Here is a 14,389-nt window from a genome sequence, read left to right on the forward strand (position 1 = left end):
TCACGAAATTTGAAGCTTCGAAATAGAATTCATATCCTCTGGCTTTCCGCTATCCTTCTGGTGAGCTCCTGCTCAACCAAAAAAGACGCTTTTGTCAACCGCAACTGGCATGCTCTGAACACCAAATACAATGTACTGTACAATGGCAATCTTGCCTTTGAAGAAGGGCGGGAGCAATTAAATGAATCTTATCGGGACAATTACTGGGAAGTTTTACCGGTGGAACGCCTTGAGGTTAAAGATGAAATAAAACTCGATTCGGAAGATAACAATCCAAATTTTGAAAGAGCCGAGGACAAAGCCACCAAGGCGATACAAAAGCACAGTATGGAGATCGGGAATCAGGAACGCAATCCTCAGACCGATGAGGCTTTCCTGCTTTTAGGGAAGGCACGCTACTTTGATCAGCGATATGTCCCTGCCATTGAAGCATTTAATTACGTATTGCAAAAATACACCGAGAGCAATAAGTTAAATGAGGCTACTATCTGGCGTGAAAAGACCAATATTCGCCTCGAAAATGAGGAACTCGCGATTAAAAACCTGAAGAGGCTGCTCAAATTTGAACGCCTCAAAGATCAGGAATACGCAGATGCCCGAGCCATGATGGCCCAGGCGTATATAAACTTAAACGCTCCCGATACAGCCATACAGCAACTTAAAATCGCTTCGGCCTACACCGGAAAGAAAGCAGAAGAAGGGCGGTATTATTTTATCATAGGGCAGTTGTATAATCAGCTCGGATTCAGGGACAGTGCAAACATTGCATTCGATAAAATTATTGATCTGGGACGCAGTACACCTCGAGTGTACTGGGTAAATGCGCATTTACAGAAAATAAGGAATATCGAAGTAGATGAAAATAATAAAGAAGAACTGCTCGAATACCTCACCTGGCTTGAGATAAACAGGGAAAACCGGCCATTTCTGGATAAGATCTTTAGAGAAATAGCAGTATATCACAATACCCTGGAGCAGGATAGCCTTTCTTTGGCTTATTACAAAAAATCCCTCGCGGCTGCCAACAATACTCCTCAATTACTGGCCCTTAACTACGAAGATCTCGCGGAGTATCACTTTGATAAAAACAAATACAAGATCGCAGGGGCTTACTATGACAGTGTCCTTCCTAATTTACCTGAGAACAGCAAAAAATACAGGGCTATTCGAAAGAAGCTGGATAATCTGGAAGATGTGATCACCTACGAAAATACGGTTCAATACGCTGATAGTGTGATCTCCATTTACAAGATGCCACTAGCCGAAAGGGAGGCTTATTTTCAGGCCTATATCGATCAGCTAAAAGCTAAGGCTGAAGCAGAAATTGCCAAGGAAGAGGAAAAGCTCAGTGTCGGATTTGCCGCCTTTGAAAATTCAAAAGGAGGAAAGGAGAATAAGGGGAAATTCTATTTCTACAATATCACCAGTCTGGGATATGGTAAAACTGAATTTAAAAGAAGATGGGGAAACAGGACTATAGAAGATAACTGGCGGTGGAGCAGTAAGGCAAGTACACGAGCCCTCGACGCAGATGAAACCGACATGACCGCCTTAAACGAGGCCTCAGAAGAACTAACCGAAGATCAAAAGTATTCCCTTGAGTATTACCTGGAAAAAGTTCCTAAAAGCGAGACGGTGATCGACAGTTTGTCCAGGGAACGCAATTTTGCAAATTACCAGTTAGGGCTTATATATAAGGAAAAGTTTAAAGAAAACCTTCTGGCAGCCGGAAAACTCGAAAATGTATTAAAATCAGAGCCCGAAGAACGACTGATATTACCTTCAAAATACAACTTGTTTAAAATTTACGAGCAAGTTGGCAGTCCCCTGGCGATAGATATGAAGGAGAACATCATTAAGAATCATTCCAGTTCGCGATATGCCGAAATCCTTCTTAACCCAAGAGCAGTTTTAGAAGCCTCAGAAGATGGTCCTGAAGCTCAGTATTCAAGGCTTTATTCCCTTTTTGAAGAACAGGAATTCCTCAGAGTGATCACAGGGGCGGAAGAAACGATTAACCGATTTACCGGCGATCCCATTGTACCAAAATTGGAAATGCTGAAAGCTACAGCAATAGGAAGATTGCAGGGCTTTAAAGAATTTAAGGAAGCCCTCAACTACGTAGCGCTGAATTATCCCAATCAGCCTGAAGGGAAGAAAGCACAGCAGATGGTAGCGGAACAATTGCCTAAATTGGAACCTAACGGTTTTTCTTCGGAAAATGTTGAGCCGAAGGGGAACTGGAAAGTGGTCTTTCCTTTTAAAAGAAGCAATGATGAGGCTGCGGTAAGACTGTTGAAACGCCTACGGTTAACCATAGACGATTTGAGGTATTCCAACATTGTATCTAAAGACATTTATAATCTTGAAGATGAATTCGTTGTGGTTCATGGATTCAAGTCGAGAGATTTTGCTTTGGGATTTACTGAGCTACTAAAAAACAACAAAGATTACCGAATCCGTAATGAGAATTTTGTAATTTTATCTGATAACTATAAGACGATACAAGTTCACAAGAATTTAAAAGATTACCGAAGACTCAATTTAACCCCAAAACCCTAGATCCATGTTTTCAGATAACAAAAAACCCAAAGCTATGACTGAATTAGGAGGACAACCCAACAGAATTGAAAAGCACACTAAAATTAAGGGCGATATCGTTTCCGAAGCTGATTTCAGAATCGATGGTAAGCTAAATGGAAACCTCAAGACCTCCGGTAAAGTTGTCATTGGCAAGGATGGCTATATCCACGGTAAAGTGGAATGCCTAAATGCTGATATAGAAGGCAATTTTAATGGTGAATTACTGGTTTCTGAACTTCTCACATTAAAATCATCTGCCTTTATAGAGGGAAATGTGGCAGTTTCAAAATTAGCAGTAGAACCCGGGGCAACCTTTAATGCCTCATGTACCATGAAAGGAAAAGGCGCAGTAAGCACTTCCGCAGGAAATCAGTCGGCCAGCACAGACTCCTCCTCCTCCTCCTCAGCTTACAAATCGACTGCGGTCCAAAACAAAAATGAACCAGCAAAAGCCTCCTAAGGGAAAGAGTCCGCTTAAAAATATCGCTATTCTATCCGGAATCGGAATAGAAATGGGGATGATTATCTATTTGGCAGCTCAGGGTGGAATCTGGCTTGATGAACACTATCAAACAGAAAAAAGAGTTTTTACAGCTATCGCAACAATTTTTGGGGTGGCAATTGCCATCTATGTTGTACTCCTGCAATTGAAAAGAATTAAGTATTGATGAAATCGCAGAAGCTGTTAATTTCTTTTCTTTTAGTTCTTACTTCCACACTTGCACTTGCTCTATGGCTGCATTTGCAATTTCAACAGTACTTTTCTATCGAAAAATGGTCAGATATGTTGCTGCTGTCCTATCTGTTGAATCTTATTCTGGCGGCTGTTATCTTTCTGATATTGTTCAGCTTAAGAAAGAAGTTTAAGAATCAGATCGGGTTTTTATACATGGGGGGAAGCCTGTTGAAATTCCTTGTCTTCTTTGTCGTTTTTTATCCCGAATATCGATCCGATGATTTGCTGACTAAATCTGAATTTGCAGCATTCTTTATTCCCTACTTATTGTGTTTGATATTGGAAACGGTTTACACCGCCAAAATCCTTCAAAAAGAAACCTAAGGGAATGCCTTCAAAGCACTCATCAATAGGCAGTAAAATAAACTTCTAAATGCTTTTTTCTTTTTGGGAGAATAGCTTACATTTGCACCGATTTTTAGAGACCCGCATTCAAAGGTGATATGAGAAGACTTTTTACTGTAAAACTTTTATTATTTAGTATTTTTTTCCTTGGTCATAATGCAATTGCTTCAGCAAAAGAAGAAGCTTCTGACGGATCAAAAAAAGATATTAAAACCGAGATTAAGGAATACATAGATCATCACCTTAAAGATTCACACGATTTTTCCATTTTTTCCTATACCAAAGATAACGGAGAGCATGTTTACGTTGGGATACCGTTACCTGTAATTCTATGGGATAACGGGTTAAAGGTCTTTTCATCCACAGCATTCCATCACGGAGAGACTATCGCTGAGGCAGGAGGGGATTACTACGCTCTTGAACACGGGAAAATATATAAGACTGATGCTGAAGGAAATCTTTCTCATGATGAGGAAGGACACATTACAAACCCGAAACCTATCGATTTTTCCATCACCAAGAATGTGATGATGATGGTAATAACAGGTTTGCTAATGCTTTGGCTATTTTCCAGTTTAGCACGGTCATACGCGAAAAACAACGGAGTACCTACCGGAGCAGGCAGGTTTTTTGAGCCGATTGTGATTTATATCAGGGATGATATTGCAAGACCCACTATAGGAGAGAAGAGGTATAAAAAATATATGCCTTTTCTATTGACCATTTTCTTCTTTATTTGGTTTTTGAACATGTTTGGGCTTACCCCTCTTGGGATAAATGTAACAGGTAATATCGCCATCACTTTTGGGTTAGCCTTATTGACTTTCCTGATTACTAATTTTACCGGAACAAAAGACTATTGGAAGCATTTAGTGGATCCCTTGGGAGATGCCATGCCGTGGTATGGAAAAATTCCGATTTATATCATATTAGTGCCCATCGAATTGTTGGGTCTTATTATAAAACCCTTTGCACTCTTGATTCGTTTGTATGCAAACATGCAAGCCGGACACATAGTTTTGATGAGTTTGATCGGGTTGATGTTCATATTTAAAAGTTGGATTGGTAGTCCACTGTCATTTTTATTGGCATTTGCGATTACCTTGATTGAAGTGCTGGTAGCCCTTTTACAGGCTTATATCTTTACGATGTTATCGTCTCTTTATTTTGGCTTCGCCTCGGAGGAGCACGATCATCACGAAGAAGAAACAGAATTGGCACATTTATAAGTGAGGTTTCCCTTTCAGGGAATTGAAAAATTGAATTTTAATTTTAAACTAGATAGAGTATGGAAATTCCAGTAATGGTAGGTGCAGGTTTGGTAGTAATTGGCGTTGGTATTGGCATCGGGAGAATCGGTGGTTCTGCTATGGAAGCTATTGCCCGTCAGCCAGAGGCCTACGGAAAGATTCAAACAGCGATGCTTATTGTAGCGGCGCTTATTGAAGGTATTGGTTTTGCGGCCCTTTTTGCCGTTTAAACAGAGCTACTAAAGGAGAAGGCCATGACGGTTGGTCATGGCCCTCCTTAGTTTAAAATTTCAGGTTTAAAGAAGATTAGTATGGAAAAATTGTTAAATGACTTTTCGTTCGGCTTGTTTGTATGGCAGACATTGCTTTTCGTTTTGCTGCTCGGGTTGCTTTACAGATTCGCATGGAAGCCTATTCTCAATGCAATAAATGACAGAGAAGAAGGAATAAAGAATGCTTTAGCTGCTGCTGAGGATGCTAAAAAGGAGATGCAGAACGTCACGGCCGATAGCGAAAAGTTACTGCAAGAAGCACGTGGTGAACGTGAAGCCATGTTGAAAGAGGCAAGAGAGATCAAGGAAAAAATGGTTTCTGATGCAAAGGACCAGGCCAAAACCGAAGGTGACAAGATGATTGCCCAGGCTAAGGCGACAATTGAAAGTGAAAAAAAGGCCGCTGTGGCAGAAATTAAGAATCAGGTTGCTGAACTTTCTGTGCAGATCGCTGAGAAAGTGCTCAAGGAAGAATTGACCAATAAAGACAAACAGTTGAAATTGGTCGACAATATGTTGGGCGATATTAAATTGAATTAATCCCATGAACGAAGCAAGAGCGGCAGCGCGTTATGCCAAGGCAATTCTGGACTTTGCGATTGAGCAGAAAAAGACCGATATCCTGGAAAAGGATATGAGGGCTATTACTGAAACTATCGGCACAAGTAAGGAGTTAAGAGAGATGCTGGCGAGTCCCGTTTTAAAGGGAGAGATGAAGAAAAAAGCTCTGCTGTCTGTCTTTAAGGGCACTGATGTTATCACCGAAGGTCTGATCGATTTGCTGCTTCAAAACAAAAGAATCGGCCTCCTCAATGAGGTAGCCATCAAATATATTATCCTCAATGAAAACCTTAAAGGACAGGGTGTAGCTTTTGTGACTACTGCAGTTCCGCTTTCGGGAGAATTGGAGAAGAGGGTTCTGAAAGAAGTATCTAAACTTACAGGCAACAAAGTTGTGCTGAAGAATAAGGTTGATAAAAGCATCGTTGGCGGATTTATCCTTAGAGTAGGGGATTTGCAATACGATGCGAGTATCTCTAATAAATTAAATTCCATTAAAAGAGAATTTACAAAAAGCATATAAATTTTAATTGCGAAGACAGGGAAGTGTTAACCCCTTGCTTCGTTCAATATTTTAAATCATATGGCAGGAGTTAAAGCCGCAGAAGTATCGGCGATCTTAAAAAAACAATTATCTGGCTTCGAAGCTAAAGCAAGCTTGGATGAAATTGGAACCGTTCTTCAGGTAGGAGATGGTATTGCCCGTGTTTACGGACTTTCCAATGCACAATACGGAGAGTTGGTAGAGTTTGAGGGTGGACTGGAAGGTATCGTTCTCAACCTTGAAGAAGATAACGTTGGGGTAGTATTACTCGGACCTTCAAGAGAAATTAAAGAAGGAACAACAGTAAAGAGAACTCAGCGAATTGCCTCTATCAATGTAGGAGAGGGTATCGTAGGAAGGGTAGTAGATACTCTCGGTAACCCTATCGATGGTAAGGGTCCGATCTCAGGGAAGACTTATGAAATGCCACTGGAGAGAAAAGCTCCCGGGGTTATCTTCCGTCAACCTGTAAACGAGCCACTTCAGACAGGAATTAAAGCGATTGACGCTATGATTCCAGTAGGTCGGGGGCAACGTGAATTGGTGATTGGAGACCGTCAGACTGGGAAAACCACAGTTTGTATCGACACCATCATCAACCAAAAAGAATTCTTTGATGCCGGCAATCCTGTATATTGTATCTATGTGGCCATTGGACAGAAAGCCTCAACAGTTGCAAACATTGCAAAGACTCTTGAAGATAAAGGAGCTTTAGCTTATACTACTATTGTAGCCGCCAATGCTTCAGATCCTGCACCTATGCAGGTTTATGCCCCTTTCGCAGGTGCAGCAATCGGTGAATTCTTCAGGGATAGTGGTCGTCCTGCTTTAATTATTTACGATGACTTGTCTAAACAGGCCGTTGCATACCGGGAGGTTTCATTATTGCTTAGACGTCCACCGGGACGGGAAGCGTATCCCGGAGATGTTTTCTACCTCCATTCAAGGTTGTTAGAAAGAGCAGCAAAGGTTATCGATGATGATGCTATTGCAAAGAACATGAACGATTTGCCTGAACCCCTTAAGCCAATGGTTAAGGGAGGAGGGTCTCTTACAGCATTACCTATAATTGAGACTCAGGCTGGTGACGTATCCGCATATATTCCAACCAATGTGATCTCTATTACAGACGGACAGATATTCCTTGAGCAGGATTTATTTAACCAAGGTGTCAGACCCGCAATTAACGTTGGGATATCCGTATCACGGGTAGGGGGATCAGCTCAGATTAAGTCGATGAAAAAGGTAGCGGGAACCCTGAAGTTAGACCAGGCTCAGTTCCGCGAACTGGAAGCGTTTGCGAAATTCGGCTCCGATCTTGATGCCGCAACGCTCAATGTAATTGAAAAAGGTCGAAGGAATGTTGAGATCCTGAAACAGGCCCAGAACGACCCCTTTACGGTTGAGGATCAGGTAGCGATCATATTCGCCGGATCCAAAAACCTCTTAAGGGATGTGCCGGTTGAAAAGGTAAAAGATTTTGAACAGGATTATCTGGAATTCTTAAATGCCAAGCACAGAGATACACTTGACGCCTTAAAAGCTGGTAAACTTACTGATGAAATTACGGATACATTATCAGCTGTTTGCAAAGATTTGGTCAAGAAATATAAAAGCTAAACTCAGCAGAAGATAAAAAATGGCAAACCTAAAGGAAATACGGAATAGAATAGCTTCGGTTTCTTCAACCATGCAGATCACCAGTGCCATGAAAATGGTATCTGCTGCTAAGTTGAAAAAAGCACAGGATGCGATCACCGCCATGCGTCCGTATGCCAATAAATTAACTGAGTTATTGCAAAACCTAAGTGGCAGCCTGGATGCTGATACGGGAAGCGCATATGCAGAAGAGCGTCCGGTAAATAAAGTACTTCTTGTTGCTATCACTTCAAATCGCGGCTTATGTGGGGCCTTTAATTCCAATATTGTCAAGGAGAGTATTTCACTAATGTCGAATACCTTCAAAGATCAGGAAGTTCATTTTGTGACCGTTGGAAAAAAGGGAACCGATCTACTGAAGAAGAAGAACAAAGTGATAGCAGATCACAGCAAGGTCTATGACGACCTTTCTTTTGACAATGTGGCTCAAATTGCTGAGGAATTAATGGATTACTACCTCGATGGGTCGTACGATAAGATTGTATTGGTTTACAACAAGTTTAAGAATGCAGCCACTCAGATTTTAATGACAGAGCAATTTCTCCCAATCGTGGCGGAAAAGTCGGAGTCAAAAAACTCGGTGGATTACATTTTTGAGCCTGAAAAGGAACAAATCGTGATGGAACTCATTCCAAAATCACTAAAAACCCAGTTGTACAAAGCAGTGAGGGATTCTTTTGCCAGTGAACACGGCGCCCGAATGACGGCAATGCACAAGGCGACAGATAATGCTTCAGAACTGAGAGATCAGTTGAAATTGACATACAACAAGGCTCGACAAGCGGCAATCACTAACGAAATCCTTGAAATCGTAGGAGGTGCGGAAGCGTTGAATAATTAAATAAATACCATTATACCATGTAAAACCCCAACCGATGTTGGGGTTTTCTTTTTTTCAGTACTTAAGAATAAGTACTTTTGGCACCACTATTGAATATAAATTCAGTAAAAGGATAAATCATGAAAAAAATTCCCTTCTATATAGTTATCATATTATTTGGTTTGTTTGGATGTTCGTCCCAGAAGAAACTTACTTCAGAAGCTCCATTTACTGTAGAAGGAGCAAACTGTCAAGAGTATGCTGCCGGACGGGAAGAAGGAGGCACAGGTTTTACTCTTAAGATTCCCTTAAAGGGCGAGTTGACTTCTATTGATTTTCAACAAGTGTATTTCAGAGGCCATGCAATGCAACCCGAATTATCGACAATTGATGGAGAATCGGTATTAGTGTGCCTATACGAAAATATCAAACCTGATGGAGGGAAAGGCCTTGTGATGCATGCAGATCCTCGAGAAGAGGTAGGAAATCAGCCTCCTGCCATGTTAGGAGAGAAAGAAGAGTTCCCCTTTGAATTAAATGCAGACGAAGCTGTTATTGGATTTTCAGAGATTGGGAAAAAGAAGTTGAACTACTACAAAATTACCGGTATCAAAGAGAAAATACCTGTTCAATATCCCTCCCGTCCCAAAAACTAACTTTGTTGGCAGGCTTTAAATACCTAATTTTAAGCCTTACCTAACATCACTGCGGTTGAGTCTGTTTCAAAAGTTATTTAAACAAACCTTTATATATGGATTGGCAACAGTCTTACCCAGAATGCTGTCATTTATACTGGTTCCTCTTTATACCCAGGTAATGCCCACCGGATCTTATGGAGAAGTCACCCTAATCTTTGCCTGGTTTGCCATATTTAATGTAATTCTTGCCTATGGGATGGAAACAGCATTCTTCCGCTTCTATAACAGTGAGAAAAACACCACCCAGGTAATATCCACTTCCCTTATTTCCCTTACAGGAACTACCTTCGTATTCACTTTTTTAGCCTTGATTTTTCAGGATCAATTGGCCTTATTCCTCAATATTGAAGGACAGTTTATCAAGTATGTCATTTTTATTCTCGCTCTTGATGCTCTTGCGATTATTCCCTTTGCACTATTAAGGGCAAAACAGAATCCTAAACGCTACGCAATCATCAAGATCCTGAATGTGGCGATTAACCTCAGCCTTAATGTTTTTTTCCTGCTTCTACTGCCGGGTCTTGCACAAGACAACTCAGAAGGAGTGCTGGGCATGATCTACAGAAGTGATTTCGAGATCTCATACATTTTTATTTCCAATCTGATCGCAAGTGGATTTACGCTTCTGTTAGTCTCACCAACCTATAAACTGCCTAATTATTCATTTGACAGGAATTTGTGGGCAAAGATGATCAGATACGGACTTCCGGTTATGATAGCGGGTATTGCCTTTACAATAAATGAAGTATTTGATCGAATAATGCTCTCTGAACTCCTGCCTGCTGCCATAGCGAAAAGTGAGATCGGAAAATATTCTGCTTGTTATAAGATCGCCTTGTTTATGACCTTGTTCGCGACAGCATTCCGACTCGGAATAGAGCCTTTTTTTTTCAGCCATTCCAAAACGGAGAACCCACAACGGGCATATGCCCAGATCACTAATTACTTTGTGGTATTAGGGAGTGTAATCTTGCTGGCGGTCGTTGTTTTTTCTGATCCCTTAAAGGTCTTGATAGTTCGAAATTCGGACTACTGGGAAGCCATGCCCGTGGTTCCTATTATTGTCTTAGCTAGTTTTTGTCTGGGGATTTACCACAATTTATCCGTCTGGTATAAGGTAACTGACCGCACCAGATTTGGGGCTTATATTTCTATCACCGGAGCTGTAATTACCATAGTGATCAACTATCTGTTTATTCCTTCAATTGGGTATTACGCATCTGCCTACGCCACCCTTGCTGCTTATGCGAGTATGATGCTGATCTCGTATTATTTCGGGCGTAAATACTATCCGATCCCTTACAATTTCAGGAAGATTTGCTTCTATATGGGAATTTCAATTCTATTCTCAGTTCTTTCATTCTACGTTTTTAACGGGAATATAATAATTGGGTCACTCTTCCTTTTAGTATTTTTACTTCTGGTATACAAATTGGAATACGCCCTTCTCAAACGAATCTTTATAAGAAATGAAAATTAAGATTATAAACAGGTCACATCATTCGCTTCCTGAATACGAAACAGGCTCATCGGCTGGGATGGACCTCCGTGCCCGACTTGAAAATCCCGTAAGCTTGGGACCTCTGGAAAGAAAAGTAATAAATACAGGCTTATTCCTCGAATTACCTGTAGGTTATGAAGCCCAGATCAGACCGAGAAGTGGCCTGGCTGCAAAGCGCGGGATAACGGTGCTTAATACTCCGGGCACCATTGATGCGGATTACAGAGGTGAAATTGGCGTGATTCTTGTAAACCTTTCCCATGAGGCTTTTGTTATTGAAGACGGTGAGCGAATCGCTCAAATGGTGATTTCCAGTCACGAACGAGCTACCTGGGTTGAGGTACAGGAATTATCTGAAACCAGCAGGGGCCAAGGAGGCTTTGGAAGTACTGGAACCCGTTAGCCCTTCTATAGAGGTTAAAATCTCGAATACTATGAAATGGGTATATCTATTCAAATTAGTTCTTCTGATGGCTCTGGTGATGCCTGTCAGGAGTATTGCCCAGGAGGAAGAGAGTGCCGAGATCTCATTAGAAGAAAATACCGACGAATTTCAGGAATTATTTTTTGAGGCCCTTAAACAGAAAGGCATAGAGAATTATGACAAGGCTATTAACGCACTTCTAAAGTGCAAAGAAATTGATCCGCAGAGTCATGTTGTGGATCATGAACTGGCAAAGACGTATCAGCTCAATGATCAGTTTGCTCTGGCACAGGAATACGCTCTTTCGGCATTAAACCAACATGCTGGCAACCTTTGGTACCTCAACACCTATCTTTCTATTGTGGGTTTGGGTGAGAGTAACTTCGACTCCCTAAAAGATCAGATTCCCTTTGACAATGTCAGGCTAAAGGAGAATCTTATTGAGATTTTGGTTGATAAAAAGCAATATGATCTCGCTAAGAGAGTCCTGAAAATAATGAAAAAAAGCGGATTTACAGTTCGCATGACGGCCCGTATGGATGATGCTCAAGCACAGGAAAATCAAGAGGAAGAAGTATTTCAGGCCGATGAAAGTGTAAAAGCAGATGATCCATTGGAGCGATTGATGAACACCTTGCGTACCCACTTAGAAAATGAAGACTACGAAGCCTTAAATACGCTTTCAACTGAGGCTCTTGAAGAGTACCCTTTACAACCTTTTCTGTATTACGCGAAAGGATTGGCACTCAACCAGGCTTCGGATTTCAGGCAAGCAGCAGATTATTTAACAATGGGCCTCGATTTTATATACGAAAACGATAAGTTGACGTTATTGTTTTATACTGAGTTAGCTAAGGCTTACAAGGGTTTAGGTGATACACCTATGGCAAATATGTATCTTAGTAAAATGAAAAATAGGTCATAAGAAGATGGAGATGATAAAAGGTGTGGGTATAAAATTTGGGTTAGGGATAATGCTATTAGCTATGGTATTATCCTGTAAATCCACAAAGGTTCTTTCTGACCAAACTCTCGATGCAAAATTACCGGCGAGAACAATTATCAGGAATCACTATAAAAATACAGTCGATTTTAAAACACTTACCGGAAGACTGAAAATAGATTTTTCTGACGGAGCATCCAATCAGAGCCTGGGAGTAAGTCTCAGAATGGAGAAGGACAAAGCCATTTGGTTAAGTGCCCCATTGGGGGTTGTAAAAGCCATGATTACTCCAAACAGGGTGACCTTCTACAATAAATTGGAGAACAATTACTTTGATGGCAACTTTGAATATTTAAGTCGATTGTTAGGAACGGAACTCGACTATAATAAAGTGCAAAATCTCTTACTCGGGGAAGCTCTTTTTGACCTGAGGGATGATCGATACGAGGTAAGTTTAAATACCACTTCCTATGAACTTAAGCCGGCAAAGTCGATAGAGTTGTTTAAAACACTTTTTATGATTTATCCCGGAAGCTTTAAACTTGCTTCACAGCAGATTTCACAACCCCTTCAAAAGAGACTGCTCGAGATCCGATACAAGGACTATCAGGAAAAAAATAATAAAATTGTTCCAAATTCTGTTGGAATACTGGCCATAGATAATAATCAGCGGAATGTTATTGATATTGAGTATCGCAATATTGAATTCAATACTAAGGTGAGTTTTCCGTATAAGATCCCCAATGGTTACGAAAAGATTGTTTTGAATTGATATGAATACATTCTTTGGACAACGGCTTACTCTCATTCTTACCATATGTTTGCTTTATGGCATCGCCGGAGTAGCCCAAACCAACGAACAAAAGGCTCTCGAGGAAAAGCGAGAGCAATTACAAAAGGAAATCACCGAGATGAACCGCCTGCTTTTTGCAGAACGGAAACAGAGGGGTACTGTCCTAGATCAATTGGAGCTTCTCGATCAAAAGATCAATGTTAGGCAGCAACTCATAAGGGTCACCAATCAGCAATCAAACTTACTCAGCAGGCAGGTAAATGCCAATATCAGGAATATTGCTAAACTCCGTGAAGACCTCGATATACTCAAGGATGAGTACGCCAATATGATCAGAAAATCATATCGCAATCGTTCTCAACAAAGTCGATTGATGTTTCTGCTCTCTTCTTCCAATTTTTACCAGGCATACAAGCGTCTTCAGTACCTGAAACAGTATACCCGTTACAGGAAAGAACAGGGGGTACAGATCGCGGAGAAAACGGAAGACCTTATTACGCTTAATAACGATCTTACCAGACAACGGAGGGAGAAGGAGTCATTAATTGCAGAGAATAAATTGGCGCGAAAGGAACTCTTTGAAGAGATCAATGAACAGAAAGGCCTTCTAAAAACCATCAGGCAGAATGAGAGCAACTACGCCGTTGCCATCAACAAGAAAAAGGCAGAGGCCAGAAAGATTGATGAACAAATTGAGCGACTCATCCGGAGTGCGATCGCAGCCTCAAATAAAAAGGCGGGAAACGCGGCTTCCAGCAGCAGATTTGTTTTAACGCCTGAAGCAACGGTAATTGCGAATAATTTTTCCGCAAATAAAGGCCGACTCATATGGCCAGTGGAAAAAGGGATTAAAAGGCAGGGATTTGGAATTTACAGTGATGCAGTTTATCCGGGAATAAAACATCAGAATAATGGAGTAATCATTGCTACCGACAAGGGAGCAAAAGCAAGGGCGGTTTTTGAAGGGGAGGTTATTGCAATTATGGCCGTTCCCGGTGGTGGCAAAGGAGTGCAGGTAAAACATGGAAATTATATCAGCACCTATTATAATTTGGCCAATCTTTTTGTTAAAAAAGGGGATAAGGTAATCGCCAAAGAAGAATTAGGTGAGATTTACACCAATCGATTAAATGGACTAACTCAACTGAAGTTTTACCTCTACAGAGATGCAACACGGTTAAATCCGGAAGATTGGATCTACCAACTTTAAAGAATCAAAATGGATGAAATAACAGATTTAAATGGCGGTTTCACCTTACA

General features: G+C 41.0%; 16 protein-coding genes. All 16 read left to right on the forward strand.

Annotated features, from left to right (window positions below):
• The first annotated feature begins 9 nt into the window (after positions 1 to 9).
• The 16 genes from porW to EQY75_RS13395 all read left to right on the forward strand — a co-directional run bounded on the left by porW (position 10) and on the right by EQY75_RS13395 (position 14,339).
• The gene (gene porW / locus EQY75_RS13320; RefSeq protein WP_129606644.1) at positions 10 to 2,562 is read left to right on the forward strand and encodes a type IX secretion system periplasmic lipoprotein PorW/SprE; all 2,553 of its coding nucleotides are present in this window, start codon (positions 10 to 12) and stop codon (positions 2,560 to 2,562) included.
• Between the two features lie 4 nt (positions 2,563 to 2,566).
• Positions 2,567 to 3,043: a bactofilin family protein gene (locus EQY75_RS13325; RefSeq protein ID WP_129606646.1), complete on the forward strand. Its 477-nt coding sequence runs from the start codon at positions 2,567 to 2,569 to the stop codon at positions 3,041 to 3,043.
• Positions 3,021 to 3,251: an AtpZ/AtpI family protein gene (locus tag EQY75_RS13330; RefSeq protein WP_129606648.1), complete on the forward strand. Its 231-nt coding sequence runs from the start codon at positions 3,021 to 3,023 to the stop codon at positions 3,249 to 3,251. Before EQY75_RS13325 ends, EQY75_RS13330 begins: the two co-directional genes overlap by 23 nt.
• A complete protein-coding gene (locus EQY75_RS13335; RefSeq protein WP_129606650.1) occupies positions 3,251 to 3,643 on the forward strand; it encodes a DUF6168 family protein in 393 nt (130 codons plus the stop codon). The genes EQY75_RS13330 and EQY75_RS13335 overlap by 1 nt, the downstream gene beginning before the upstream one ends.
• 119 nt (positions 3,644 to 3,762) lie before the next feature.
• On the forward strand, positions 3,763 to 4,893 hold the full coding sequence (gene atpB, locus EQY75_RS13340) for a F0F1 ATP synthase subunit A (RefSeq protein WP_129606652.1): 1,131 nt from the start codon (positions 3,763 to 3,765) through the stop codon (positions 4,891 to 4,893).
• A 59-nt stretch (positions 4,894 to 4,952) separates the two neighbouring features.
• Positions 4,953 to 5,144 (forward strand): ATP synthase F0 subunit C, encoded by a 192-nt coding sequence (gene atpE / locus EQY75_RS13345; protein WP_129606654.1) that lies wholly within the window; start codon positions 4,953 to 4,955, stop codon positions 5,142 to 5,144.
• An 81-nt stretch (positions 5,145 to 5,225) separates the two neighbouring features.
• Positions 5,226 to 5,726: a F0F1 ATP synthase subunit B gene (locus tag EQY75_RS13350; protein WP_129606656.1), complete on the forward strand. Its 501-nt coding sequence runs from the start codon at positions 5,226 to 5,228 to the stop codon at positions 5,724 to 5,726.
• A gap of 4 nt (positions 5,727 to 5,730) precedes the next feature.
• Positions 5,731 to 6,270 (forward strand): ATP synthase F1 subunit delta, encoded by a 540-nt coding sequence (gene atpH / locus EQY75_RS13355; protein WP_129606658.1) that lies wholly within the window; start codon positions 5,731 to 5,733, stop codon positions 6,268 to 6,270.
• A gap of 60 nt (positions 6,271 to 6,330) precedes the next feature.
• Positions 6,331 to 7,911 (forward strand): F0F1 ATP synthase subunit alpha, encoded by a 1,581-nt coding sequence (gene atpA, locus EQY75_RS13360; RefSeq protein ID WP_129606660.1) that lies wholly within the window; start codon positions 6,331 to 6,333, stop codon positions 7,909 to 7,911.
• A 19-nt stretch (positions 7,912 to 7,930) separates the two neighbouring features.
• Complete coding sequence (gene atpG, locus EQY75_RS13365; protein WP_129606662.1) at positions 7,931 to 8,791, forward strand: ATP synthase F1 subunit gamma; 861 nt, start codon at positions 7,931 to 7,933, stop codon at positions 8,789 to 8,791.
• Between the two features lie 119 nt (positions 8,792 to 8,910).
• Positions 8,911 to 9,426, forward strand: coding sequence for a hypothetical protein (locus tag EQY75_RS13370; protein WP_129606663.1), 516 nt, complete (start codon positions 8,911 to 8,913; stop codon positions 9,424 to 9,426).
• A 55-nt stretch (positions 9,427 to 9,481) separates the two neighbouring features.
• Positions 9,482 to 10,948, forward strand: coding sequence for a lipopolysaccharide biosynthesis protein (locus tag EQY75_RS13375; protein ID WP_129606664.1), 1,467 nt, complete (start codon positions 9,482 to 9,484; stop codon positions 10,946 to 10,948).
• On the forward strand, positions 10,938 to 11,372 hold the full coding sequence (gene dut / locus EQY75_RS13380) for a dUTP diphosphatase (RefSeq protein WP_129606665.1): 435 nt from the start codon (positions 10,938 to 10,940) through the stop codon (positions 11,370 to 11,372). The genes EQY75_RS13375 and dut overlap by 11 nt, the downstream gene beginning before the upstream one ends.
• A gap of 31 nt (positions 11,373 to 11,403) precedes the next feature.
• Complete coding sequence (locus EQY75_RS13385) at positions 11,404 to 12,318, forward strand: tetratricopeptide repeat protein (protein WP_129606666.1); 915 nt, start codon at positions 11,404 to 11,406, stop codon at positions 12,316 to 12,318.
• A 4-nt stretch (positions 12,319 to 12,322) separates the two neighbouring features.
• Positions 12,323 to 13,108, forward strand: coding sequence for a lipoprotein insertase outer membrane protein LolB1 (gene lolB1, locus EQY75_RS13390; RefSeq protein ID WP_342774010.1), 786 nt, complete (start codon positions 12,323 to 12,325; stop codon positions 13,106 to 13,108).
• A 1-nt stretch (position 13,109) separates the two neighbouring features.
• Complete coding sequence (locus EQY75_RS13395) at positions 13,110 to 14,339, forward strand: murein hydrolase activator EnvC family protein (RefSeq protein ID WP_129606667.1); 1,230 nt, start codon at positions 13,110 to 13,112, stop codon at positions 14,337 to 14,339.
• The last annotated feature ends 50 nt before the right edge of the window (positions 14,340 to 14,389 follow it).

The organism is Muriicola soli (assembly GCF_004139715.1).
Classification (GTDB): Bacteria; Bacteroidota; Bacteroidia; order Flavobacteriales; family Flavobacteriaceae; genus Muriicola; species Muriicola soli.